The organism is Streptomyces cavernicola, assembly GCF_029968035.1.
Taxonomy (GTDB): domain Bacteria; phylum Actinomycetota; class Actinomycetes; order Streptomycetales; family Streptomycetaceae; genus Streptomyces; species Streptomyces cavernicola.
The window spans coordinates 213,640-236,197 of sequence record NZ_JASCIQ010000005.1 but is presented as its reverse complement, the minus strand read 5'-3'; the positions used below and the strand labels follow the sequence as shown (position 1 = coordinate 236,197).

The 22,558-nt window shown below is 72.6% G+C and carries 18 protein-coding genes; 3 read left to right on the top strand and 15 right to left on the bottom strand.

The features are described from left to right. Positions 1-37 precede the first annotated feature (37 nt). The 9 genes from QIS96_RS07190 to QIS96_RS07150 all read right to left on the bottom strand — a co-directional run bounded on the left by QIS96_RS07190 (position 38) and on the right by QIS96_RS07150 (position 10,363). A complete protein-coding gene (locus QIS96_RS07190; RefSeq protein WP_282541551.1) occupies positions 38-1,474 on the bottom strand; it encodes an aldehyde dehydrogenase (NADP(+)) in 1,437 nt (478 codons plus the stop codon). Next, the gene (locus QIS96_RS07185) at positions 1,471-2,838 is read right to left on the bottom strand and encodes an MFS transporter (RefSeq protein WP_282541550.1); all 1,368 of its coding nucleotides are present in this window, start codon (positions 2,836-2,838) and stop codon (positions 1,471-1,473) included. Before QIS96_RS07185 ends, QIS96_RS07190 begins: the two co-directional genes overlap by 4 nt. Then, entirely contained in the window at positions 2,835-4,340 is a 1,506-nt protein-coding gene (locus tag QIS96_RS07180) for an amino acid permease (RefSeq protein WP_282541549.1), read from the bottom strand. Before QIS96_RS07180 ends, QIS96_RS07185 begins: the two co-directional genes overlap by 4 nt. Before the next feature lie 159 nt (positions 4,341-4,499). Continuing rightward, complete coding sequence (locus QIS96_RS07175) at positions 4,500-5,501, bottom strand: proline racemase family protein (protein ID WP_282541548.1); 1,002 nt, start codon at positions 5,499-5,501, stop codon at positions 4,500-4,502. Then, entirely contained in the window at positions 5,501-6,451 is a 951-nt protein-coding gene (locus QIS96_RS07170; protein WP_282541547.1) for a dihydrodipicolinate synthase family protein, read from the bottom strand. Before QIS96_RS07170 ends, QIS96_RS07175 begins: the two co-directional genes overlap by 1 nt. A 48-nt stretch (positions 6,452-6,499) precedes the next feature. Further along, positions 6,500-8,029, bottom strand: coding sequence for an FAD-dependent oxidoreductase (locus tag QIS96_RS07165; protein ID WP_282541546.1), 1,530 nt, complete (start codon positions 8,027-8,029; stop codon positions 6,500-6,502). Continuing rightward, positions 8,029-8,379, bottom strand: coding sequence for a (2Fe-2S)-binding protein (locus tag QIS96_RS07160; RefSeq protein WP_282541545.1), 351 nt, complete (start codon positions 8,377-8,379; stop codon positions 8,029-8,031). Before QIS96_RS07160 ends, QIS96_RS07165 begins: the two co-directional genes overlap by 1 nt. After that, on the bottom strand, positions 8,376-9,599 hold the full coding sequence (locus QIS96_RS07155; RefSeq protein ID WP_282541544.1) for an NAD(P)/FAD-dependent oxidoreductase: 1,224 nt from the start codon (positions 9,597-9,599) through the stop codon (positions 8,376-8,378). Before QIS96_RS07155 ends, QIS96_RS07160 begins: the two co-directional genes overlap by 4 nt. Before the next feature lie 149 nt (positions 9,600-9,748). After that, entirely contained in the window at positions 9,749-10,363 is a 615-nt protein-coding gene (locus QIS96_RS07150) for a helix-turn-helix domain-containing protein (protein ID WP_282541543.1), read from the bottom strand. 856 nt (positions 10,364-11,219) lie between these two features. Between QIS96_RS07150 and QIS96_RS07145 the strand changes: the two genes are divergently transcribed. Continuing rightward, the gene (locus QIS96_RS07145; protein ID WP_282541542.1) at positions 11,220-12,380 is read left to right on the top strand and encodes a beta family protein; all 1,161 of its coding nucleotides are present in this window, start codon (positions 11,220-11,222) and stop codon (positions 12,378-12,380) included. A gap of 105 nt (positions 12,381-12,485) precedes the next feature. Here QIS96_RS07145 and QIS96_RS07140 read toward each other — a convergent pair whose 3' ends face one another. Both QIS96_RS07140 and tnpA read right to left on the bottom strand, forming a co-directional pair. After that, positions 12,486-13,745 carry an RNA-guided endonuclease InsQ/TnpB family protein gene (locus QIS96_RS07140; RefSeq protein WP_282541541.1) on the bottom strand — a complete coding sequence of 420 codons (1,260 nt, stop codon included), beginning with the start codon at positions 13,743-13,745 and terminating at the stop codon, positions 12,486-12,488. Beyond that, a complete protein-coding gene (gene tnpA, locus QIS96_RS07135) occupies positions 13,742-14,170 on the bottom strand; it encodes an IS200/IS605 family transposase (RefSeq protein WP_282541591.1) in 429 nt (142 codons plus the stop codon). Before tnpA ends, QIS96_RS07140 begins: the two co-directional genes overlap by 4 nt. Before the next feature lie 201 nt (positions 14,171-14,371). Between tnpA and QIS96_RS07130 the strand changes: the two genes are divergently transcribed. Further along, positions 14,372-15,505, top strand: a complete 1,134-nt coding sequence (locus QIS96_RS07130) for an acyl-CoA dehydrogenase family protein (RefSeq protein WP_282541540.1) — start codon at positions 14,372-14,374, stop codon at positions 15,503-15,505. A 70-nt stretch (positions 15,506-15,575) separates the two neighbouring features. On the opposite strand, the gene QIS96_RS07125 is transcribed toward QIS96_RS07130, so the two are convergent. The 3 genes from QIS96_RS07125 to QIS96_RS07115 all read right to left on the bottom strand — a co-directional run bounded on the left by QIS96_RS07125 (position 15,576) and on the right by QIS96_RS07115 (position 20,121). Then, a complete protein-coding gene (locus QIS96_RS07125) occupies positions 15,576-17,090 on the bottom strand; it encodes an APC family permease (protein ID WP_282541539.1) in 1,515 nt (504 codons plus the stop codon). 147 nt (positions 17,091-17,237) lie between these two features. Continuing rightward, positions 17,238-18,590 carry an aminotransferase family protein gene (locus QIS96_RS07120; RefSeq protein WP_282541538.1) on the bottom strand — a complete coding sequence of 451 codons (1,353 nt, stop codon included), beginning with the start codon at positions 18,588-18,590 and terminating at the stop codon, positions 17,238-17,240. A gap of 40 nt (positions 18,591-18,630) precedes the next feature. After that, positions 18,631-20,121 (bottom strand): aldehyde dehydrogenase, encoded by a 1,491-nt coding sequence (locus tag QIS96_RS07115; RefSeq protein WP_282541537.1) that lies wholly within the window; start codon positions 20,119-20,121, stop codon positions 18,631-18,633. A gap of 197 nt (positions 20,122-20,318) precedes the next feature. On the opposite strand from QIS96_RS07115, the gene QIS96_RS07110 reads away from it, so the two are divergent. Beyond that, positions 20,319-20,936, top strand: coding sequence for a TetR/AcrR family transcriptional regulator (locus tag QIS96_RS07110; RefSeq protein ID WP_282541536.1), 618 nt, complete (start codon positions 20,319-20,321; stop codon positions 20,934-20,936). Between the two features lie 671 nt (positions 20,937-21,607). Here QIS96_RS07110 and QIS96_RS07105 read toward each other — a convergent pair. Then, on the bottom strand, positions 21,608-22,534 hold the full coding sequence (locus QIS96_RS07105; protein WP_282541535.1) for a LysR family transcriptional regulator: 927 nt from the start codon (positions 22,532-22,534) through the stop codon (positions 21,608-21,610). Positions 22,535-22,558 lie beyond the last annotated feature (24 nt).

Below are 22,558 nucleotides of genomic sequence, written 5' to 3'. Positions count from 1 at the left end.
CGATGTGCAGGCGGGCCGTCCCCCGTAGGCGCAGTCGCTAACCATCCACCGTCCGCGGCACCCCCCAAGGATTCCCCTCCCGCAACGCCGGCGGGAGCAGAGCCTCCGGGTAGGACTGGTAGGTGATCGGGCGGAGGAAGCGGGTCAGGGCTGCTGTGCCCACTGAGGTCGTCGTGGGGGCCGTTGTCGCCGGGTGGGGGCCGCCGTGTTGCATGGCGGGGGTGACCGAGACGCCTGTCGGCCAGGCGTTCCACAGGACGCGGCCGCTGCGTTCCGCCAACGTCGCGGTGAGAGAGGTGAGTTGCTCGGCCTCGGTGGGCTCGCCGTGCAGGGTCGTGGTGAGTTGGCCCGGGAGAGCGGCCAGTACGGCGGGCAGGTCCTGCAGGTCGTCGTACGTCACCGCCAGGCCGAGGGGGCCGAAGCATTCCTGGGCCATCGGGGCGAGGGTCGCCGCGAACGTGGGCAGGTCGGTGGTGAGGAGGCGCGGGGACGGGGCGGAGTCGTCGTCCGGCCAGACGAGCCGGTGCGTGCCGGGAAGGTCCGCGAGGCGGCGGGCCCCGTCGACGTACGCCTCGGAGATCCACGGGCCGAGCATCGGGGCGGGCGGGGTTTCGCCGAGGAGTCGGGCGATGTCGTCCACCAGCGGGGCGTCGGCCGGGAGGAAGAGCAGGCCCGGGTTGGTGCAGAACTGGCCTGCGCCGAGGGTCAGGGAGGCCGCGTAGCCCTGGGCGATTTCCTGGCTCCGGGTGCGGGCCGCGGCGGGGGTCACCACCACCGGGTTGACACTGCCCAACTCGCCGTAGAACGGGATCGGTCGGGGGCGGTCGGCGGCGATCCTGGCCAGGGCGAGGCCGGCCCGTTCCGAGCCGGTGAACGCGGCTGCCTTCAGGGCCGGGTGGCGGAGCGCGTCGATCCCGGCCTGCACGCCCTCGATCAGGGCAAACACCCCGTCCGGCGCACCGGACTTGGCGAGTGCCGCGTGGATGATCCCGGCGGTGCGGCGGGACAGTTCGGGGTGGCCCGGGTGCGCCTTGACGATCACCGGGCAGCCGGCCGCCCACGCCGACGCGGTGTCGCCGCCCGCCACGCTGAACGCGAACGGGAAGTTGCTCGCCGCGAAGACCAGCACCGGGCCGAGCGCGGTGCGGTAGCGGCGCAGCTCGGGTCGGGGGCCCGTGGGCCACTGCGGGTCGGCGCGGTCGATGCGGACGTCGAGGAACGCGCCTGCCCGCACCTCCTCGGCGAAGAGGCGCAACTGGAAGGCGGTACGGGTGAGTTCGCCGTTCAGGCGGGGCGCGTCGAGGTGGGTCTCGGCGTTCGCCAGGGCCACCAGGTCGGCGCGCTCCGCCTCCAGCGCGTCGGCGACCGTCTCCAGGGCGTGGGCCCGCTCCGGCAGGGGCAGTTCGGCCCAGGTGCGGGCTGCCGCGGCGGCTGCGGCCACCGCCGCATCGGGTTCGCGTACGACGGCGTTCATCGTGCTTCCTTCTCTCCTTGTACGGCGGAGGGGCGTTGTGCGGCGGAGGGGCTCGGAATCGGTACGTCCTCGGGCAGCATCGAGCGCCCGCCCGTCTCCGTCATCCGGGCGATGACCAGGAGGGATGCGACCGAGACGGCGACGACGTACCAGGCGGGGGCGATCGTGCTGCCGGTCTGCTCGATCAGGTAGATGGACAGGAGCGGCGCCGTGCCGCCGAAGAGCGTGAACGCCAGGTTGTAGCTGACGGACGCGCCCGAGTAGCGGGTGTGGGCCGGGAACAGCTCGACGAACGCCGCGCCGGCCGGGCCGAAGAACATGCCCAGGCTGAGGGCGAGCAGGCCCTGGCTGACGATCGCGCTCGGCAGGTCCGCCTGCCCGGCGAGCAGATACGCGGGCACCGCGACCAGCGCGTTCAGGGCGGCGGCGAGCTGCAGTCCGCGTTTGCGGCCGATGCCGTCGGAGAGGGCGGCGGCGAGCGGCACCGTCACGAACGTGACCGTCAGGGCGATGCTGTTGGACAGCAGCGCCGCCGACTCGGTCATGCCGATCGTGACCGTGAGGTACGTGAAGAAGTAGCCGGTCAGCGAGTAGTAGCCGAGGCTGGCGACGGCCGCGATGGCGAAGCAGACGGCCATCTCCTTGCGGTGCTCGCGCCACACCGTGCGGATCGGCGCGGCCGAGACCCGCTTGGCCTTCCGTACGGCGGCGAAGGCGGGGGACTCGTCGACGCGGGTGCGGATGTACAGGCCGACCACGGCCAGCGGTGCGCCGAGCAGGAACGGCACGCGCCAGCCCCAACTCTCGTACGCGGCACTGCTCATGGCCCCCGTCAGGAAGTACACGAGGAGCGCGGCCAGGACCGGGGGCAGGTTGGACCACGTGTAGACCATGCCGACGGCGAAGCCGCGCCGTTTCTGCGGGGCGTGCTCGGCGACGAACGAGTTGGAGCCGATGGTCTCGCCCGCCGCCGAGAAGCCCTGCGCGAGGCGGAGCAGGACCAGGAGGACCGGGGCGAGCACGCCGATCTGCGCGTACGTGGGGAGCAGGCCGATGCCCGTCGTGGCGCAGCCCATCACCAGGATGACGCCGGCCAGGACCCGCTTGCGGCCGATCCGGTCGCCGAGGCTGCCGAGCAGGAACGCGCCGACCGGCCGCATCACGAACCCGACCGCGTACACGGCGAAGGTGGAGAGGAGGGCGACGAAGGTGTTGGCGTCGGGGAAGAAGAGGGCGGCGATCACCGGGGCCGCGTAGGCGTAGACGGCGAAGTCGTACCACTCGACGAAGTGCCCGATGGCCGAGGCCGTCATCACCTTGCGGACGGTGCGCGGGTCGTGGGCCGGGGGCGGTTGCGTGCTCATGCGGAGCTCCCGTCGCGGGGCTCGGGAAGGTTGTCCTCCGAGGGTGAACTCGGCTTGTTCTCCTCCGAGTTGCGCATGCCGAACGCGAAGTAGAGGACCAGGCCGACCGCCATCCACCCCGCGAAGCGGAACCAGGTGATCGGGTCCAGGTTGGCGATCAGCCAGACCGAGAAGGCGACCCCGACGGCCGGTACGAGGGGGACGAGCGGGGTGCGGAAGGAGCGCGGCAGGTCCGGGCGGGTGCGGCGCAGTACGACCACGGCGACCGCGACGACGGAGAACGCCGCGAGGATGCCGATGTTGGTGAGGTCGGCGGCCTCCCGGATGGGCAGCACCCCGGCGATGAACGCGGAGCCGATGCCCACCGGCCAGATCACCCGCGTCGGCACGTGCCGCTTCGGGTGGTTCTTCGCGAAGTACCGCGGCAGCAGCCCGTCCCGGCTCATCGAGTACCAGACCCGCGACACGGCCAGCATGTTGGCGAACGCGGACGTGGTGATGCCGATGATCGCGCCGACCGCGACGACGATGCCGAGCCCGCCGAGGCCGACCGCGCCGAGCGCGCTGGAGAACGGGCTCTGCGTGTCGATCTCGCGGTAGTCCTGCATGCCCAACAGGACGACGCAGACCAGGAGATAGACGACCGCCGCGATGGCCAGGGAGATCACGATCGCCTTCGGCAGCACCTTCTTCGCCTCGGCGCTCTCCTCGGCGGCCGCGCTCATCGCGTCGTAGCCGTACACCGCGAAGAAGGCGGTCGCCGCGCCGGTGAACGCGCCGCCGATGCCGAACGGCAGGAACGGCGAGTAGTTGCCGGCCGAGATGTGGAAGGCGCCCGCGACCACGACCAGGGCGACGATGCCGAGCTTGACGACCACGAGGATCGTCTCGAAGCGCGCCGACTCCTTCGTACCGCGGGACAGGACGAAGGCGAGCAGCAGGCAGAGCAGGGCGGCGAAGAGGTCGACCTTGTGGCCGGGACCGGTGCCGGGCGCGCCCAGCATCCAGGCCGGCAGATCGATGCCGATCCGCTCCAGGATGTACGAGAAGTAACCGGACACCGCGATGGCCACCACCGCGACGATGGCGGTGTACTCGAGCAGCAGGTCCCAGCCGATCAGCCAGCCGACGACCTCGCCGAGCGCGGCGTACGAGTACGTGTAGGCGGAGCCGGCCTTCGGGATGGTGCCGGCGAACTCGGCGTAGCAGAGGGCGGCGGCGGTGCTGGCGATGATGGCGATCAGGAACGAGATCATCACGCCGGGCCCGGCGTCCTCGTGGGCGACGACGCCGGCCAGCGAGAAGACGCCCGCGCCCACGAGGCCGCCGAGGCTCAGCGCGACGAGTTGCCAGAGGCCCATGGTGCGGCGGAGGCCGCCGTGGGTTTCCTCTTCCGAGGGGTCTACGGGCTTCAGCCGGAAGATGCCCTGTCTGGACAGTAGGCGGGCCCCGCCTGGGGGTGTTCTCCGGTCGCCGGGTATCACCGGGGTGGTACGGGACATGGGGGTCCCCTCCGTGGTGCGTGCGGGTTGTTGTGGGCTCCCCCTGCGGGTTGCGTCCGGGGGCTGTTCGTGCACTGCCGGGTGCCGGTTCGTCGTGGTTGCTCGCGCCCCGCGGCGGAGCCGCAAATGTCACAGCCCCGCGCCCCTGAAGGGCGCCCCCTACAGCACGAAGCCGTGGGGGAACGGGTCCGTCGGGTCGAGGAGGTAGTTGGCCGTGGCCGTGATCCAGGCTCGGCCGGAGAACTCCGGGACCACCGCGGGGAGTTGGCCGACCTCCGTGGTCTCCAGGAGGCGGCCCGTGAAGCGGGTGCCGATGAAGGACTCGTTGACGAACTCGGTGTGCAGGGGGAGTTCGCCGCGCGCGTGCAGCTGCGCCATGCGCGCCGAGGTGCCGGTGCCGCACGGGGAGCGGTCGAACCAGCCGGGGTTGATGGCCATGGCGTTGCGCGAGTGCCGGGCGTCCGAGCCGGGGGCGATGAACTGGACGTGTTTGCAGCCGTGGATGAGCCGGTCGACCGGGTGCACCGGACGGTTCAGCTCGTTGATCGTGTGCATGATCGACAGGCCCTCGGCGAGGATCTCGTCCTTGCGGGAGCGGTCGAACGGCAGCCCCAGCTGGTCGAGTTCGACGATGGCGTAGAAGTTCCCGCCGTACGCCATGTCGTAGCGGACCTCGCCGAGACCGGGGACCTTGACCGACGCGTCGAGTTCGAGCGCGAAGGAGTCGACGTTCCGCAGCGTGACCTTCTCGGCGCGGCCGTCGCGGACCGTCACCCGGGCCTCGACGAGGCCGGCCGGGGTGTCCAGGCGGACCCGGGTCTCCGGCTCGCTGACCTCGACCATGCCGGTCTCGACGAGGACGGTGGCCACGCCGATGGTGCCGTGGCCGCACATCGGCAGGAAGCCGCTGACCTCGATGTAGAGCACGCCCCAGTCGGCGTCCGGGCGGGTCGGCGGCTGCAGGATCGCCCCGCTCATCGCCGAGTGCCCGCGCGGCTCGTCCACCAGGAACCGGCGGAGCCCGTCCAGGTGCTCCATGGCGTACCGGCGGCGCTCGGCCATCGTGTCGCCGGGGATCGGGCCGACGCCGCCGGTGACGACGCGGGTCGGCATGCCCTCGGTGTGCGAGTCGACGGCGCTGATCGTGCGGATCGACCTCATCAGGAGGCCTGCGCAGCGGAGTCGGCGTTCTCCAGGGATGCGATGGCGCGGGCCATGTCCGCCTTGACCTGCTCCCGCATCTGCGGGGTGAGCGGGCCGCGCGGCGGGCGGCACGGGCCGCCGTACCGGCCGACCTCCTCCATGCCGAGCTTGATGGCCTGCACGAACTCGGTCCGTGAGTCCCAGCGGAACGCGGCGACCAGCGGCTCGTACAGCGCACGCGCCTCCTCCAGCTTGCCGTTCACGGCGAGCTCGTACAGGCGGGCCGACTCGGCGGGGAAGACGTTCGGGAAGCCGGCGAACCAGCCCGTCGCGCCCATCAGGAGGCTCTCCAGGACGACGTCGTCGGCGCCGCTGATCACCTCGATGCCGGGCGCCTGCTCGCGGATCTCCAGGACGCGGCGCACGTCCCCGGAGAACTCCTTGATCGCTACGACGTTGTCGATCTGCGCGATCTCCCCGACGAGGTCGGGGGTGAGGTCGACCTTGGTGTCGATCGGGTTGTTGTAGACCATGACGGGCAGGCCGACCGAGGCCACGGCCTCGAAGTGGGCGAGGACCTCGCCGCGGTTGGCGCGGTACATCGTCGGCGGCAGGCAGAGCAGCCCGTCCGCGCCGTCCTCGGCGGCGAGCTCCGCCCAGTGCCTGGCCTGGTGCGAGCCGGGGCCGTGCACGCCGACGACCACGACGCCCGCGTCGCCGACGGCCTCCTTCGCGGTACGGGCCACCTGGCGGCGCTCGTCGTCGGTCAGCGAGGAGTACTCGCCGAGCGAGCCGTTCGGGCCGACGCCGCGGCAGCCGTTCTCGACCAGCCAGCGGCAGTGCTCGGCGTACTTGTCGTGGTCGACGGCGAGACCGGCCGGGGCGGCGGCGTCCTCGTAGTAGGGGAGTGCGGTGGCCACGACGACGCCGCCGAGGGAAAGGGACTTCTGCTGCGCGGTGCTGCTCATGAACTGGGCTCCTTCGTACGGGAGTTGGGTACTGCGGAGGTCGGTGGTTCAGGGCTGGTGCGGGGGCTGTGGTGCGGCGGCGAGTTCGCCGAGCCGGATGGGCTGGGCGAGCGGCCGCCGGTGCGGCGCGGGGACCGGCAGGCCCTCCGCCTCGCGGTCGGCGGGCGCACCGGACAGGCGGGCGTTCAGCTCGGCGACCGTGGGGCCGCAGACCCGGGCCTGGCAGGGGCCGAGCCCAGCCCGGGTCGCGAGCTTGGCGACGCGGGCGGCGGAACCGGCCGGGTCGGCGGCGGCCCGGCACAGCGAGGCGTAGTCGGCCTCCTCGCAGCGGCAGACGACGGTCTCGGGGCGCAGCCAGCCGGGCCAGGCCGCGCCGATCGGATGGGCGCGGGCGAGGCGTTCGGCGAAGGCCCGGCCCTGGTCGCGGCTGCGGCGCAGACGGCGTACGGCGGCCGTGTCCGGGTCGCCGCCTGCGGCGCGCCAGCCGGCGAGCGCGCCCTCCGCGCGGGCGGCCGGCGCGCCCGCGACCCCGGTGATCTCCCCGGCCGCGTACACGCCGGGGCGGCTGGTGGCCTGATCGTCGTCGACGGCCACGAACTCGCCGCCGAGCGTGCCGCGCAGGGCGCAGCCCGCGGCCACCGGCAGCTCCAGCTGCGGGCTGAAGCCGTGCGTGACGCAGACCGCGTCGACGGCGAGCGTGCGCTCGCTGCCGGGCACGACTGACCAGTCCGGGCGCAGCCGTGCGGTGACGACCTCCTCGACCCGCCCGTCGCCGCGCGCCTCGACCACGGTGCGGCCCGTGCGGTACGGGACCCGGTGACGCAGCAACAGGGCGGTGTACTCGGCGAGTTCACCGGACTTGCCGGCCTGCGCGGCGAGCTGCCAGGGGCGTTGCGACCAGCCGCGGGCGACGGTGCGCGGGGTGTTGGCCTCCAGGACCTCCAGGACCTGGGCCCCGGCCTCCAGGAGCGAGGCGGCCACCGGGAGCAGGAACGGCCCGGTGCCCGCGATCACCGCACGGTCGCCGACCACGACCCGCTCCCCCTTGGCGAGCGCCTGGGCCGCGCCGGCGGTGAACACGCCGGGCAACTCCCAGCCGGGGAACGGCAGTACGCGGTCGTGGGCGCCGACGGCGAGGACCAGCGCGTCGGGTTCGAGCGTCGTACGCCGTCGTCCGGAGCCGTCGGCCGGACCGCGCAGGACGTGCACGCGCGGGGGCCTCGGCTGCTCGCGGTCGCGGTCGGGGTCGGAGTCACGGTCGGGGTCGCGGTCGAGGTCGGAGTCACGGTCGGGGGCGGGATCGGGGCGTTCGAGGGCCCACACCGAACTCTCCGACCACCAGGCGCAGTCAGGATGCCCGCGGACCCGGCGCAGCCGCCGCTGGAAGGCGGTCCAGCCGTGCTGCAGCGCCTCGGGCCGGGTCGCCTCGTACGCCTCGGGGAGCATGCGGTGGTACTGGCCGCCCGGCTGGTCGGCCGAGTCGATCAGCGTCACGCGTGCCCCGGCGGCGAGCGCCCCCTCGGCGGCGGCGAGCCCGGCGGGACCTGCCCCGACGACGACGATGTCACGGTGTGTCATCACTTCTCCGTAGGGGGTGGGGTGGGCTCGTTCCGGTCGACGAGGCCGCCCGGCGCGCGGCTCTGCGTGGTCACCTCGTCGCCGTCGCGTGCCCGGCGGCGGCAGGCGCGTACGTCGCGGTCCTCGCCCACCGTGACCAGGCAGTCGAAGCAGACGCCGATGCCGCAGAACACCCCGCGGGGCGCCCCGGAGCGGCCCCGGCGCCAGGCGAGGCGGTCGGCGGCGAGGAGGACGCCCGCGAGGGTCTGCCCCTCGACGCCGTCCACCGGCTCGCCGTCGACGGTGATCCGCAGCGGCCGGTCCTGCCTGCCGACGGCGTCGGACTCGGCGCGCACGCGTCTGGGGCTCATGCGGTCTCCTCGCTCTCCGTGCGGTGTGAACTCCCGGTGTTCTCAGGCGAGTTCGGGCCGAGTACGGCCGGTCGGTCCACCCGGAACGGGCTCGCGTCCATGACGGGCTCCTCGCCGAGGACCAGGTTCCGCAGCAGCCGGGCGGTGCCCACGGACAGGCCGATCCCCGCGCCCTCGTGCCCGCCCGCGTGCCAGAGGCCGTCGAGCCGCGGATCGGCGCCGATCACCGGCAGATGGTCGGGGACGTACGGCCGGAAGCCGCCGTACGCGCGCATCACCGGGACGCCGGCGAGGGACGGGAAGAGGCGGAGGGCCTTCGCGGCGACGGCGGAGAGGACCTCGGGGCGCAGCCGGTCGTCGAAGCCGACGCGGCGGCGCGAGGAGCCGATCAGGACGCTGCCGCCGTGCGTGGACTCCACGACCGCCGAGGTCTGCAGGTCCTCGGCGCTGCTGCCGACCGCGCCGACGTAGTCCGCGTCGTACACCTTGTGGAAGACCGTCGGCGGCAGCGGCGTCGTGACGAGGACGTCGCCGCGCCGGGGCCGTACGTCGACGGGGGCGTCGAGGCGGGCGGAGAGCTCGCCCGCCCAGGGGCCCGCGGCGTTCACGAACAGGTCGGCCTCGATCAGGCCGGTGGTGGTGCGGACCCCGGTGATCCGGCCGCCGCGCGTGGCCGCGCCGAGCACCTCGCAGCCGGTCCGCAGCCGGGCGCCCGCCGCGAGCGCGTCGCCGAGCAGCGCGGCGGCCGCCCCGGCGGGCTGCACCTGCGCGTCCTCCGGGTAGTGCAGGGCGGCGGTGTGGTCGCGGGTGACGTACGGTTCGGCCTTCGCCAGCTCGCCGGCGTCCAGGACCTCGGCCCGTACGCCCGCCGTGCGCTGGGCCGCGGCGAAGTCGGCCAGGCCCTTCGCGCCCGCCTCGGTGGTCGCGACGACGATGCCGCCCTTGGGGTCCCACTCCACGGCCCGCGCCGCGTGCGCCGAGCGTTCCGCCGTGGCGGCGAGCACCTCGGGCCACAACTCCCGGGAGATCCGGGCGAGTTCGAGCTCGGGGCCAGGTCCCTTGTCGGAGACGAGGACATTGCCCTCGCCGTGCGCCGTGGTCGCGGAGGCGGGCGCGCCCCGGTCGACGACCGTGACGTCCAGACCGGCCAGGGCCAGCTCACGGGCGCATGCGGAGCCGACGATCCCGGCGCCGAGCACCACAACCCGTGTTCCGTACATCGAACCTCCTCGTTCGTTAAACCGAACGACAGGAACGTACGACGGGGGTCAGGGTGTGTCAACGGTCACGTCAGGGTGAACTTTCCGGGATCTCGGGAGGAGGGTTCGGGGCCGTGCGCGGGGGTCGCGGGGAGGGGTCGCCGGGCGGGTCAGTCCTTCGCCTCGTGGGCGCCCGCGGGGGTGGCGTCGGCGAGGTGCAGGCGCTGGTCGGCCCGGTACTGCAGGAGCAGCACGGAGCGGACGGCCGCGTCGGGCGCCGCGTAGCTGTGCGGGAGCGCCGCGTCGAAGCCGACGTAGTCGCCGGGGCCCAGCTCGACCTCCTGGCCCTCCACCTGGACCTGCAGGCGGCCGGCCTGCACGATGGTGTGCTCGGTGCCCACGTGACCGAGCGACTCCTGCTTGCGGCCGCCGCGAACCTGCTGGTCGAAGACCTCGAAGACGGTGTCACCCGACTCGATCCGCTGCAGCCGGCGCAGGTCCACGCCCTCGCCGCTGAGCACCTCCTGCTGCTCGGCGCGGACCACTGTGAGACCGCTGGTGGGGGCCGCGTCCAGGAGGTCGGAGATCGGCACCTCCAGGACGCGGGAGAGGCTGAACACCGTCTCGATCGTGGGGTTGCCCGCCCCCGACTCCAGCTGCGACAGGGTCGCCTTGCCGATCTTCGAGCGCCGTGAGAGCTCGGAGATCGAGAGCCCCCGCTCGCTGCGGGCCCGCTTCAGATTGGCGGCCAGCATGTCCCGGACGGAATCCTCGGAGACGCTCACGCCCTACCCCCTTCACCTTCAGTCATCGTTCGGTATAACGTACGCCCGCTGGTCGGGATCGTTCGTTAACCCGATCAGCATCGGTCTCGGTTCTCGCTATGGCAAGCGGCGCGCGGCTCTCCTGCTTTGATCCCCTCCCCGCCCCTTCCCGAAGTCCTGACGGGCAGCTCCGGTGGCTGCGCCCCCGTACCCCGCTCCCCGGCCGCCTTTTGACTGCCGCACCGTCGTGGCTGATCGCGCCCACGCGGCGGAGCCGCATGTGTCACAGCCCCGCGCCCCTGAATGAACCGGGGCTTCGCCCCGAACCCGGTCGTTCTTCGCCTGCGGCACCGTCGTGGTCGCTCGCGCAGTTCCCCGCGCCCCTGGAAAGCCGGGGCTTCGCCCCGTTCCCGGTCTTCGTTTGTCTGCTGCGCCGTTGTGGCTGGTCGCGCAGTTCCCCGCGCCCCTAAAAGATCAGCCCCTGCCGGGACTGAATCCCGCCGCAGCCCGCAAGATTCAGCCCCTGCGGGGTTTGAGGGGCAGGGGCAAATTCAGCCCCTCCGGCGTTTGAGGAGCGGGGGGGCCGGGGGCTGGCCCCCGGGAGGGGGTCCGGGGTGGAGCCCCGTGGTGGGGGGCCGGGGCGGCAGCCCCGAAGCAGGGTCCAGGGGCGGCAGCCCCGGGGCGTGAGGGTCCAGGGGCGGCAGCCCCGGGGTGCGGGGGTTCGGGGGTGGAGCCCCCGTAGCTGACGGCGGTCTTTCGGGAAGGGGCGGGGAGGGGGAGATTCAGCCGTGGCCGAATACGCCCCCTTCCCTCGCCCCCGCTCCCGCGTGACCCTGCGACCAGGACGTTCTCGCGGGGAAGACGGGAGCTGTTCGACTTGGCCGAGCACTTACCGATCACCGGGCGCCCACCGCTCTACGTGCCCGCGCTGCCGGCCCGCCGCAGCGCGCTCCGGGCGTACGCGGGACTCGCCTCCCATGTCCGCGCCGGCACCGCGCCGCTGTGGACGATCCCGCCCAGGGCAGGGCCCGTACGCCCGGTCGGGCACGGGGCGGAGCCCGGACACGACCGGGACCTGCGGGCCCTGGCCGGGCATGTGCGGGCCGCTGCGGATGCGATCCTGCGGGCGCAGCGGGCGCTGCCCGGCTGGGTGGACGCCTGCCATGTGGAGGACGAGCCGGGACCGGTCGACGCGGTGCTCCGGGATCTCCTCGCCGCCGGGCGGTTGCGGCCGGTGACGGGGACCGAGCGCGCGGAGCGGCAGCAGTACGCGGCAGCCGAGGCGGCCCGCGCGAGCGGCGACGGCCTGGGTATACGGGTGCTGCTGCCCGTGCTGCCGGACGAGCGCGAGGCCGAATCCGTACGGGAGTTGATCGGGCGGATACGGGGCACGGCGGGGCCGCACGCGATCCCGCTGGACCTTCTGCTCGACCTGGGTGCGGTCACGGACGAGCACCACAGGGCCGACAAGTGGGTGGTGCGCGCGCTGGAGTTGCTGGCCGGGCTACACCCGTGGCGGACGGTCGCGCTCATCGCCGGGGCTGTGCCGCGGGAGGTGAGCGACGTCCCGGTCGGCGGACTGACCGAGCCGCACCGCTTCGACTGGGACGTCCTGCACATGGTGCTGCACGCCACCGAGGCCGAGGCTCCGCTCCTGACGTACGGCGACTACGGGGCGCAGGACATCGGCGGCGCGGACCAGCCGGCGGAGCGCGGGGGCGGACCGGCGTGGGGCCTGCTGCGGTACACGACGGAGCGCACGTTCCTCCTGGCCAAGGCTCCGACCGGCGGCGGACCGGATCGGGCGGAACGTATCCGGTCGCTCGCCCGGCAACTCGTCGAGAGCGCGGACATGGACTTCCGGGGACCGCACTTCAGCGCGGGCGACCGCTGGCTCGACGCCTGCGCGCGGGAGTCCGGCAGCGAGGGCACAGGCACCCCGGGACGGTGGATCGAGGCGGGCCACAGCCAGCACATGACGTTCGTGACACGTCAGCTGAAGACGGCGCGTAAAGATCGGAAACGACGGTCAACTTGAGCCAGAATCAGGCTAGTTGACATCGCCCGACCTGGTCCCGCAAGCAAGGAGAGACCCTCCGTGACTCCACCCACGACCAAAGTCGCGGGCTTCCTGCGTCGGTGGCTAAGCCTCCGCGCAGAGGGCCAGCCCGGCCCTGTGCTCGACGTTCAGTGCGCCCACGATGTCGGCGTTCTCTACGAACCCGCACTTGACGCACTCGAACTTCGCTTGGGTGACGCGGTTCTCCTTGGCGACGTGCCCGCATCCTCCGGCGGAGGGCGGGCAGGTGCGGGAGGTGTTGCGGGCGTCCACCGGGATCACTCGGCGACCGGCGCTCTCAGCCTTGTTCGCCAGGATTCCGAGGAACAGCCCCCAACTCGCGTCGAGGATCCGCTTGTTCAGTCCGGCCTTCGCGGCGGCACCGTTCGGGAGGAACGCGCCGTCCTGGTCCGGGTTGGGCTTGGGGCCGGGCGTCTTGGTCATGCCCGCCGTGTTCAGCGTCTCGTGCCCGATCACGTCGTTGTCACGGACCAGGTCGAGGGCCCGCTTGTGGTGGTGGTCGAGACGCTGTCGCCGGATTTTCGCGTGGATCTTCGCCACCCGCCGGGCGGCGGCCCGATGCTTCTTCGTGCGCCGTCTGGTGTTCTTCGGGAAGGTTTCCAGGACGCGTTGTGCGGCTGCCAGCTCATCGGCGGAAGCCTGGAGAAAACGCGGGTTGGAAACCTGCTCGCCCTGCGACGTGGTCAGGAAGTGGGTGATGCCCATGTCGATACCGACGATCGCCCCGGTGGCCGGGAGCGGTTCGGCGGGGACCTGGTCGCAGGTGATGATCACATACCACTTACGTCCCTCGCGCTTGACGCTGACCGTCTTCACCCGGCCCCGTACGGGGCGGTGCTGGTGCACGCGGACATGCCCGATGCCTTGCAGCCGTACGCGGGTCTGGGTGTCGTGAGGGGCGGAATCCCACCGGCAGCCGTCGCCGTCCTTCGGGAACGTGACGGTGTCGAAGTGCCCGACGCCCTTGAAGCGTGGGTACCCGGCCTTCGGTGCCAGCTCCTTCGGCACCCCATGGGCGAGCGCGGCCGTCCGCTTCTGCGCCCGCTTGAAGAACGCGACGAACGCGACGTTCAACCGGCGCAACGTGGACTGCTGGCTGGAGAACGACCAGCGTCCCTGACGCTCCGGGTCGAAGGTGCGGATGTCCTTGAGCTGCGCCGACTGGTCCCCGTACTTGATCTTCGTCTGGGACGAGTGCGCGTAGGCGTCGCGGCGCTCCTGGAGCGCGCCGTTGTAGAGGGAACAGTGGTCGGCCAGCATCGCGCGCAACGACGCTTCCTGACCGGACGTGGGGCGAAGAAGGAACTTGTACGCCCGTATCACGAGGCGTCCCCCTTCCCCTTCTTCGAGGGGCGCTCCCACTGGGTGTTGATGTATTTCTCCACCGTGGCCGCCGACACCGCGCCGACCGAGGCTGCGAAGTACGACGACGACCACAGCGTGGGCATCCGCGACTTCAGGTGCGGGAACTCCGAGCGAAGTATGCGGGAGGTGAAGCCCTTGAACTGGTTCGCGACGTACGAGGCCGATGATTTGGGGTCGTGCTTGACGCACAGGTGCACGTGGTCGGGCATCACCTCAAGAGCGATGATCTCCCACCCTCGCTCGTCTGCCTTCTGCCGGATCAGCTCGTCCAGGCGTTCCGCGACCCTGCCGCCGAGGACCGGACGGCGGTACTTCGGGCACCACACCACGTGGAGCCCGAGGTCGTGCACGCCGCCGGAGAATCGGCGAACCTTCCTGGTCACAGTCACACGATGAATATACAGATGTCGCAGGTCTAGTGCGGCAGGAAAGGCGGTTCAGATGGACAGTGCAGATCCGTGCACACAGTTGAGGTCAGAGCAGGACGCAGAAGCCATTCCCCACCCCGCTGAAGCGGGGCGTCCCCTGGGTAGGTTCTGATGGCGGCCACACCCGGACTGCACCTCAGCCCGGAATTTCCCGCAGTGCTGGAGCGAATAGAGGCGCTCGGCGCGACCCTCGACGCGGACGCGGCGCCCGCCGAGGAACTCGGGCGGCACACCGACGACACCGCGCGGGCTGTGCTCGACGCGGGGGTCGTACGGGCCGGACTGCCGAGGAGCCTCGGCGGCCACGAGTTCTCCCCGCGCCAGTTGATCGAGATGGTGGAGCGGATCAGCTACCACGACGCCGCCGCGGGCTGGACGATGCAGGCGCTGCAGGTGATGACCGCCACCACCGCGGCCTATCTCGGCCCCACCGCGGCGGCGGAGCTGTTCCCCGACGTGCCGAGCGGGAAGCACGCGCTGCTCGCCGGGCACGGCACCCGTCCCGGCCGGGCGGTCCCGGTGGACGGCGGCTTCCTCGTCAGCGGCGCCTGGCAGTTCGCCTCCGGCATGGCGCACGCCAGCCACATCCACAGCGCGATCCAGGTCGAGGGCACCGGGGAGCTGCGCGTCCTGGCGATGCCCAAGGAGCAGGTGGTCCTCGACGGCAACTGGGACGTGCTCGGCCTGCGCGCCACGCACAGCGTCGACTACCACTGCGACGAGGCGTACGTCCCGGCGACGCACACCTATCCCGCCACCACGACCACCCCCGCCAACGGTGGGGCGATCTACCGGCTCGGCCTGGTCAACCTGTCCGCGCTCGGGCACACCGGCTGGGCATTCGGCGTCGGGCGGCGCCTCCTCGACGAGCTGAAGTCGGTCGCCGCGGCCCGCAGCGGCAGCCGTAACGCCGCCGTCGACACCTCCCAGTTCCACGCCGAGTACGCGACCGCGGAAGCCGAGCTCCGGGCGGCGCGCGCCTGGGCGGCCGAGGTGTGGCGGGGCATCGAACTCACCCTGGACGCGGGCGAGTTGACGGACACCGAGCAGGACACCCTGCTGCGGCTCGCCCTCAACCACGCGACGTCGACCGCCCTCGGCGTCGGCAGGACGGTCCACCGCTGGGCGGGCACGGCGGCGATCCGACGCGGCCCGATCGAGCGGTTCCTGCGCGACCTCGGCACGGGGTCCCAGCACATCACCTCCAGCCCGGTCGTCCTGCAGAACTGCGGGACCTGGCTCAGCGGGGCCCGGCCCGAGGCGAGTTGGACCTTCCTCGACCTGGAGTAGCGGCAGGGGAGGGAACAGGGGCAGGGCCCGACCTCCCAGGTCGAGCCCTGCCCGGGGCGCGCGGGCGCGTTCAGCCGTCGGCCGCCGCGCCCCGGTCAGCGCCTCGGTCAACGCCCCGGTCCGTACGCCGGGCCACCGCGAGGCCGACCGCCCCGACGAGGAGGAGCAGCGCGACCGTACCGAGGGTGAAGGTCTCGAACGCGAGCCGGGAGACGCCCCAGATCTCGCTGAACACGTAGTCGATGCCGAAGAGCCCCTCCAGGACCCCGGGGAACAGCGCCGACCAGGAGCCGACCAGGATCCACGCGTACACCAGGGCCGCGCAGAGCACGAACCCCCGGTTCCCGAACGGGACTCGGTACGGTCGGCGGACCTCCGGGCGGCGCAGCCGCAGGACCACGAGGGCGGGGACGACGACCAAGTACGACAGGAGCAGCGTGGTCACCGCCACGGTGAGGACGACCGTGAACACCGCCGCCGTGTCGCCGTCGGCCAGCTGCATCGCGGCGAACATGAAGACCGTGGCGACCGCGCCGGACAGCAGGTTCGTCCGCACCGGCGTCGCGAGCCTCGGGTGGAACGCCCCGAGCGCGCGGGAGAAGAAGCCGCCGTCCGCCGCGGCCATGGCCTGCATACGGTCGGAGACGATCATCCACGCGCTGCCCTGGGTGAGGAGCGCGAAGACGAACATGACCGCGGTGAGCGTGAGGAGCGGCCCGGCCGCGCCGCCGTACACGCCGAAGACGAGCCGCGCGCCCTCCATGAAGCCGCCGACGCCGGTGACCTTCCCGGCCGGCACGACGGCGAGGAGCGCGAGGACCGGCAGGAGGTAGCAGCAGGCGGCGATGGTCGCGGAGCGGCCGAGTGCGGCGGGCACGTCGCGCTGCGGGTCGTGCATCTCCTCGCCCGCGGCGTTCGGCGCCTCGAAGCCGACGTACGCGAAGAGCAGGATCGGCACGAGGGCGAGGAAACCGGCCGTCGTCGGCGTGAAGCTGGCGTCGGCCAGGCCCCGGAAGCCGTGCTGGGCCCCATACAGGACGGCGGTGAGCGTGAACAGGGCGAGGGAGAGGACCTTCACGATCGCCCCGGCCGTGGTGATCCACTTGCCGCGGCTGAGGGAGACGACCGCGGTGAGGATGGCGGCCCAGACGAAGACGAGCTTGAACGCGTAGTCGGCGAACGTGCCCGAGCCCAGGTGGAAGACGAAGCCGTCCCAGGTCTCGGCGGCGAGGAAGACCAGCGAACCGCCCAGCCAGATCGGGTTGGTGACCCAGTAGAAGAGGGTCGTGAGCGCCGCCGCGGGCCGGCCGAGGGCGAGCTTGACCCACATGTACGGGCCGCCCTCCTGCGGGAACGCGGCACCGGTCTCGGCGAAGAGCAGGGCGTACGGGATGAGGAAGAACACGGCGATGGCCGCCGTCCAGGTGGCGGCCTCGCCGCCGCCGGTGGCGATCTGTCCGACGGTGTCGAAGGAGATCACCGCGGCCACGGCCATGGCGGTGATGTCGAAGCGCTTGAGGCTGCGCCGCAGGCCCGGGGTGGCCTCGGGCGCCGGCAGGTCAGGGGGCGAGAGCTTGGTGGACACGGGCAGTTCCTAGGGCGGGGAGACGGGGGACTGCGTGCGGGTGCGTGTCGGTACGGGGGCGGGTGTCGGTACGGGGACGGGGGTGCGGGGGAGGCCCGGCGGGGGACGGGCCTCCCGTGCGGGCGGGGGGGGGCAGGCCGGTGGCGCTCAGGCCTCGCGGATCCGGCCGTTCGGCTCGGTGCGCTCCAGGACGCTGCGCAGCGCGGACGCCGCCTCCTTGGCCTCCGCCTCGGTCATGATCAGCGGCGGCGAGAGCACCAGGCTGTGCGCCGAGTCGCGGACGATGACGCCGGACTCGCGGCGGATCACGTCGTGCGGCATCCGCTCGGGGTCGAGCGGCAGCGGCTCACGGGTCGCCTTGTCCGCGACGAGCTCCACGGCGAGCATCATGCCGACCGAGCGGACCTCGCCGACCACGTCCAACTCGCCCAGCTGCGACTGGAGTTCGGCGTGCAGGAAGGAGCCGATGGTGGTCGCGCGGGCGAGCAGCCCCTCCTTCTCGATGACGTCGAGGTTGGCGAGTGCGACGGCCGTGGCGACCGGGTGGCCGTTGTACGTGTAGCCCATCGGGAAGCCCTGCTCACGCAGGAGCGCCTCGGCGACGTGGTCCCCGACGAGCAGCGCGCCCAGCGGGACGTACCCGGAGGTGATGCCCTTGGCGGTGACGATGATGTCCGGGGTGGTCTCGAAGTACTGGGCGGCGAACCACTCGCCCACCCGCCCGTACGCGGTGACGACCTCGTCGAAGATCAGCAGGATGCCGTGCCGGTCCAGGACCTCGCGGACCCGCGGCCAGTAGTCGGCGGGCGGTACGAGCATGCCGCCGACGCCCATGATCGGCTCGCCTACCATCGCGGCGATGTTCTCCGGGCCGATCTCCGCGATCCGCTCCTCCAGTTCGCGGATGAGGAAGTCGGTGGGGTCCTGGCCGTCGTACAGCTCGCTGCGGTACGGCCACGGCGGGGTCAGGTGCGAGACGTGCGGCACCATCGGGGCGAAGCCCTCCTGGTACAGCGGGAATCCGGCGGCGGAGCTGCCGCCGTAGCCCACGCCGTGGTACGCCTTGCTGCGCGCCAGGATCCAGGTGCGGCTGCCCTCGCCGCGGCGGTGGTGGTAGTAGCGGGCCATCTTGATCGCGGCCTCGACGCCCTCCGAACCGCCGGACGTGTAGTACACGTGGTTCAGCGGGTCCGGCGCCAACTCGGCGAGGCGGGCGGCCAGTTCGATGGCGCGGTCGTTGGAGAAGTCCCAGAAGCTGGTGAAGTACTCCAGCTTCTTCATCTGCTCGTGCGCCACGTCCGCGAGGTCCGTGCGCCCGTGGCCGACCTGCGCCAGCCAGAGGCCGCCGGTGGCGTCGAGGTAGCTCCGGCCCTCGGTGTCGGTGAGCCGGCAGCCCGCCCCCTCGGTCATCACGATGCGCTCGGTGGCGCTGCCCGGCAGGTAGGGGTGGATGATGTGCGCCCGGTCGAGGCGGGCGAGTTCGGCGGCGTCGAGGGTCATGGGCGGTGCCTTTCGTGAGTGTGCTGAGGGTGGGGGCCGGTCAGGCGTCGTACGAGATCCATGTGGTCTTGAGGCCCGTGTACTTGTCGAAGGAGTGCAGCGAGAGGTCACGGCCGTGGCCGGACTGCTTGAAGCCGCCGAAGGGCGTGAACGGGCTGAGCGCGTCGACGGTGTTGACGGAGACGGTGCCCGCCCGGAGCGCGTCGGCGACGCGGTGCGCGCGGCCCAGGTCCCGGCTCCAGACGGACGCGGCCAGGCCGTACGCGGAGTCGTTCGCGAGCCGCACCGCCTCCGCCTCGTCGCGGAACGGCAGCACCGCGAGCACGGGCCCGAACAACTCCTCGCGTACGAGCGGTGCTTCGGGGTCGAGTCCGGTCACGACGGCCGGGTCGACGTACGCGCCCTCGCGCTCGGGCCGCGTGCCGCCGCACAGCAGCGTGCCGCCGGAGCCGGTGATCGCGGCGTCCACCGCAGCGAGCACGCGCCGCGCCTGGGCCTCGTCGACCAGCGGGCCGAGCCGCGTGGCCGGGTCGAGCGGGTCGCCCGGCAGCCAGCCGCGGGCGTGCTCGGCGACCCGGGCGGCGAACTCCTCGGCGATCGAACTCTCCACGAGCAGACGGGTGTTGGACGAGCACACCTGCCCCGCGTTGTACGCGAAGCCCCAGGCGGCGCGCTCCGCGGCGGCGTCCAGGTCGGCGTCGGCGAAGACCAGGTTCGGGCTCTTGCCGCCCGCCTCGGGCCACACCTGCTTCATGTTGGACTCGGCCGCGTAGCCCAGGAAGCGCTTGGCGACGGCGGTGGAGCCGGTGAACGCCAGGCAGTCCACGTCCGGGTGCAGGCCGAGGGCGCGACCGGTGATCTCGCCGGGGCCCGTCACGACGTTCAGGACGCCGTCCGGGAGTCCGGCCCGCGAGGCGAGCTCGGCGAGCAGCAGCGCCGACTGCGGCGACTGCTCGGCCGGCTTCAGGACCACGCTGTTGCCGGCGGCGAGGGCGGGTGCGACCTTCCAACTCGCGATGTCCAGCGGGAAGTTCCACGGCACGACCGCGCCGACGACGCCCAGCGGGGCGCGCCGCACCAGGGCCAGGTTGCCGGGCGGGGCCGGGGCGACCTCGTCGTACAGCTTGTCCAGGGCCTCCGCGTACCAGGCGAAGACGCCGGCCGCGCCGGGCACGTCCGTGCCGTACGACTCGGCGATCGGCTTGCCCATGTCGAGGGTGTCGCAGAGGGCGAGCTCCTCGCCGTGCGCCTCGATCAGGCGGGCCAGTTCGAGCAGGACGCGCTTGCGCTCGGCGGGGGCGGTGCGTGACCAGCGGCCGTCCTCGAAGGCGGTACGGCCTGCGGCCACGGCGCGGTCGACGTCGGCGGCGGAGGCGATCGCGACGTGCGCGGTGGTCTTGCCGGTGGCGGGGTTCACGGTGGGCAGCCAGGGGTCGTCGCCGGTGGGCTCCGACCAGGCGCCGTCGATGAAGAGGCGGGTGCGGGGGACGAGCTCGGCGGCGCGCTGCCGCCAGTGCGAGTACGTCGTCATGCGGTGGCCTTCGCTTGCGGTTCGGTGAGACGGGCCGGAAGTCGGCACAGGTGCGGCCCGGAACGGGCGGGCCGGGCAGAGCGCCCGGCGCAATCAGTTCTTTGAGCTGAGATTCAAACAATTGCTTACGAGGTCGTCAATGCTCTGGACGGGAACTTCTTGCAAGACATGGTCCGGGTAACAGAGAATTGACGACCATGAGCAAAGTCGGCAGACCGCGCAATCAGACGGCGCGCAGGCAGGCCCTCGTCTCCGCGGCGGGGCAGGCGATCACCGAGCGCGGCCTCGAAGGGCTGCGGATCAAGGACATCGCCGATGCGGCGGGCGTCTCGCAGGGCTCGGTCCTGTACTACTACCCGGAGCTGGACGACCTCGTCCTGGAGGTGCACCGCGGCGCGGTGGAGGGGTACCTGGAGTCCCGGCAGCGGGCGTACGAATCCGCGGCCGCGGGGTCGCCGGCGGCGCGGCTGCGGGCGCTTGTCGACAGCGGGCTGCCGTCGAGCGCGGAGGACTCCCTCCACGGCCTCCTCTACCAACTCCACCGGCGGGCGGGGCGCAGCCCCGGGCATGCGGAGCTGATGACCTCGCTGTTCGGGCGGGAGGTCGGGTTGTACGCGACGGCGCTCGAAGTGGGGGCGGCGATGGGGGTGTTCACGCTGGCGGCGTCCGCGCGGGATCTCGCGCATGGGCTGGTCGCGCTGGAGGACGGGTACGGGTTGCACATCGTCAGCCACAACGCCGCGGTGCGGCCGGAGCGGGCGCGGGAGCTGCTGCTGGCCCAGGCGCGTGCGGTCACCGGGTGCCCGGACCTGTAGTCCCCTACGGGCGAATCTTCCCCTCCCCGCCCCTTCCCGGCTGTGTCAATTTGCGGCTGCCGCCGCGTGGCCTGGCGGACAGCCCCGGGAACTGCCGCCCCCAGCTCCCCGCTCCCCGGGGACTGCCGCCCCAGCCCCCCGGGGCTGCCGCCCCTGGACCCCGCTTCGGGGCTCCGCCCCTGGACCCCGCTCGGGGGCCAGCCCCCGGACCCCCGCTCCTCAATCGCCGGAGGGGCTGGATTTTGCGGGCTGTGGCGGGATTCAGCCCCGGCAGGGGCTGATCATTCAGGGGCGCGGGGAACTGCGCGACCAGCCACGACGAAGCGGGCAGCCGAAGGACGGCCAGGGTCTGGGGCGGAGCCCCTGGCTCTCCGGGGGCGCGGGGAACTGCGCGATCAACCACGACGAAGCGGGCAGCCGAAAGACGGCCGGGGTCTGGGGGCGGAGCCCCGGGCTTTCCGGGGGCGCGGGGAACTGCGCGATCAACCACGACGAAGCGGGCAGCCGAAGGCCGGCCGGGGTCCGGGGCGGAGCCCCCGGCTCTTCAGGGGCGCGGGGAACTGCGCGAGCGGCCACGGCGGCGCGGCAGCCGAAGGACAGCCGGGGGCCGGGGCGGAGCCGCGGGAAGGCGGGGGCCGGGGGGCAGGCCCCGGAGGTGTCCGCTGAGGACTTCAGGGAAGGGGCGGGGTGGGGGAGAGCTCACGGAGCAGGGACATCACCGCCCGAGCCCGCGCACTCTGCCCCACCCCCACCAGCGTCGCAATCCGCACCTCCAACGCCGGCCCGGCATCAAGGAGTTCGAGCTCCACCACCTCCCCGCCCCCGTACGTCTGACTCGTGGCCGGACGCTGGTTCAGGACCGAGTAGCCGAGCCCGCGGGCGACGAGCGAGCGCACCGTCTCGTACGACTGCGTGCGGTAGCGGACGTCCGGGGCGGTGCCGGTCGCGGCGACCAGGGAGCGGAAGTAGTCGCGGCTGTGCGGCAGGTCCAGCAGGACGAGCGGCTCCGCCGACAGCTCGGCCAGCTCCACACTGCCCCGCTCCGCCAGCGGATGGCCCGCCGCGACGATCACGTACGCCGGCGCACGCGCGATCGTCTCGCTGTGCACCTCCGGCTCGGTCGAGAGCCCCAGGTCGTACGTGAGCGCGAAGTCGATGCGCCCGGACGCGAGGGCGCGCACGAGGGCGTCGGTCTCCGCCTCCAGCACGTCGATCTCGATGTCGGGGAAGTGCCGCGTGCACTCGCTGAACAGGGCCGGGAGGTAGTACGGGGAGAGGGTGACGAAGCAGCCGACGGAGACCGGCCCGGAGACCGTCTCGCCGTCGCCGCGCGCCTCCCGCTCCACCTCGCGGGCGCGCGCGAGCAGGTCGCGCCCCTGCTGGCGCAGGCGCTCCCCGGCGGGGGTGAGGGTCAGGCCCCGGCCCCGACGCCGGATGAACAGCTGCACCTGCAGGTCCCGCTCCAGGTTGTGGATCGCGGCGGACACGGCGGACTGCGCGATGTGCAGTTCCACCGAGGCCTCCGTGACCGAACCGCGCTCGGCGGCGACCAGGAAGTAGCGGAGCTGTACGAGGGTGAATCCCAGCGGTGACGTCATCCGAGACCTTCGTGCCTGCGCTTG

What these genes read in the sequence shown, in the direction of transcription:
- QIS96_RS07190 (WP_282541551.1), bottom strand. Translation starts at nt 1,474, where the DNA reads ATGAACGCCGTCGTACGCGAACCCGATGCGGCGGTGGCCGCAGCCGCC.
- QIS96_RS07185 (WP_282541550.1), bottom strand. Translation starts at nt 2,838, where the DNA reads ATGAGCACGCAACCGCCCCCGGCCCACGACCCGCGCACCGTCCGCAAG.
- QIS96_RS07180 (WP_282541549.1), bottom strand. Translation starts at nt 4,340, where the DNA reads ATGTCCCGTACCACCCCGGTGATACCCGGCGACCGGAGAACACCCCCA.
- QIS96_RS07175 (WP_282541548.1), bottom strand. Translation starts at nt 5,501, where the DNA reads ATGAGGTCGATCCGCACGATCAGCGCCGTCGACTCGCACACCGAGGGC.
- QIS96_RS07170 (WP_282541547.1), bottom strand. Translation starts at nt 6,451, where the DNA reads ATGAGCAGCACCGCGCAGCAGAAGTCCCTTTCCCTCGGCGGCGTCGTC.
- QIS96_RS07165 (WP_282541546.1), bottom strand. Translation starts at nt 8,029, where the DNA reads ATGACACACCGTGACATCGTCGTCGTCGGGGCAGGTCCCGCCGGGCTC.
- QIS96_RS07160 (WP_282541545.1), bottom strand. Translation starts at nt 8,379, where the DNA reads ATGAGCCCCAGACGCGTGCGCGCCGAGTCCGACGCCGTCGGCAGGCAG.
- QIS96_RS07155 (WP_282541544.1), bottom strand. Translation starts at nt 9,599, where the DNA reads ATGTACGGAACACGGGTTGTGGTGCTCGGCGCCGGGATCGTCGGCTCC.
- QIS96_RS07120 (WP_282541538.1), bottom strand. Translation starts at nt 18,590, where the DNA reads ATGACCCTCGACGCCGCCGAACTCGCCCGCCTCGACCGGGCGCACATC.
- QIS96_RS07115 (WP_282541537.1), bottom strand. Translation starts at nt 20,121, where the DNA reads ATGACGACGTACTCGCACTGGCGGCAGCGCGCCGCCGAGCTCGTCCCC.
- QIS96_RS07110 (WP_282541536.1), top strand. Translation starts at nt 20,319, where the DNA reads ATGAGCAAAGTCGGCAGACCGCGCAATCAGACGGCGCGCAGGCAGGCC.
- QIS96_RS07105 (WP_282541535.1), bottom strand. Translation starts at nt 22,534, where the DNA reads ATGACGTCACCGCTGGGATTCACCCTCGTACAGCTCCGCTACTTCCTG.